The following is a 1,110-nucleotide window of genomic DNA, read 5'->3' as shown; positions in this document are numbered from 1 at the left end:
GTCCGGCAGCCGTGTCCGGCCAACGCATCGGCCCCGTGTTCGTCTTCCCCGGCCAGGGCGGCCAGTGGGCGCGGATGGGGCGGGGCCTGCTGGCCGCCTCGCCCGTGTTCGCCGCCGCCGTGGACGAGTGCGAACGGGCACTGGCGCCGTTCGTGGACTGGTCGCTGCGCGAGGTCCTGCGCGCGGAGCCCGGTGCACCGCCCATGGCGGGCGGCGGTGCCCGGGTGGACGTGGTGCAGCCGGTGCTGTGGGCGGTCATGGTGTCCCTGGCGCGGCTGTGGACGGAAGCCGGAGTGGAGCCCTCCGCAGTGGTGGGCCACTCCCAGGGGGAGATCGCCGCCGCCTGCGTGGCCGGAGCCCTCTCCCTCGAGGACGGAGCACGGGTCGTCGCACTGCGCTCGCGGCTCCTTCGTGATCTGGCCGGGCCGGGCGCCATGGCCGTGGTCGGGCTCGAGGCCGACCGCACGGCGGAGTTCGCCGCGCCGTGGGCGGGTCGGATCGGCGTCGCGGCGGTCAACGGACCGGAGTCGACCGTGGTGTCGGGCGACGCGGACGCGGTCGGCGAACTCCTCTCCGCCGCCGACCGGGACGGCGTCCACGCCCGACGGGTCGACGTCGACTACGCCTCCCACTCCGCCCACGTCGAACGAATCCGCGACGAACTGCGCACCGGCCTGTCCGGGATCCGGCCGCGGGAGGGAGACATCCCCCTGCGCACCACCGTCGCGCCCGCCACGGAATGGTCGTCGGGCTCCCTGCCGGAACGGTCACCCATGGTCGGGACCACCCTCGGCCCCGACCACTGGTACCGCAACCTGCGCCACCCCGTGCTGCTCGCGCCCGTCGTCGCGGCCCTGGGGGAGCGCGGAGCGGCGTTCGTCGAGGTCAGCCCGCACCCCGTCCTCACGGCGGCGATCGAGCGGACACTGGAGGAGACCGGCCTGGACGACCGGGCGGTCATCGGCACGCTGAAACGGGGCGAGGACGGACCCACCCGGATGTGGACCGCCCTGGCCGAGGCACACTGCCGGGGCGTCGCCGTCGACTGGGCGCGCGCCCTCGGCACGACCGGCCGCCGCGCCCACGTCGACCTGCCCACCTACCCCTTCC

1 protein-coding gene is annotated in these 1,110 nt (G+C 75.7%); it reads left to right on the top strand.

Translation table 11 applies throughout. The features are described 5' to 3' along the window. The coding region (locus tag D471_RS34790) for an acyltransferase domain-containing protein (protein WP_152486344.1) at positions 1-1,110 on the top strand (1,110 nt) is incomplete at both ends.

The organism is Nocardiopsis lucentensis DSM 44048, assembly GCF_000341125.1.
Lineage (GTDB): Bacteria > Actinomycetota > Actinomycetes > Streptosporangiales > Streptosporangiaceae > Nocardiopsis > Nocardiopsis lucentensis.
This window is presented reverse-complemented; position numbering and strand designations above follow the sequence as displayed.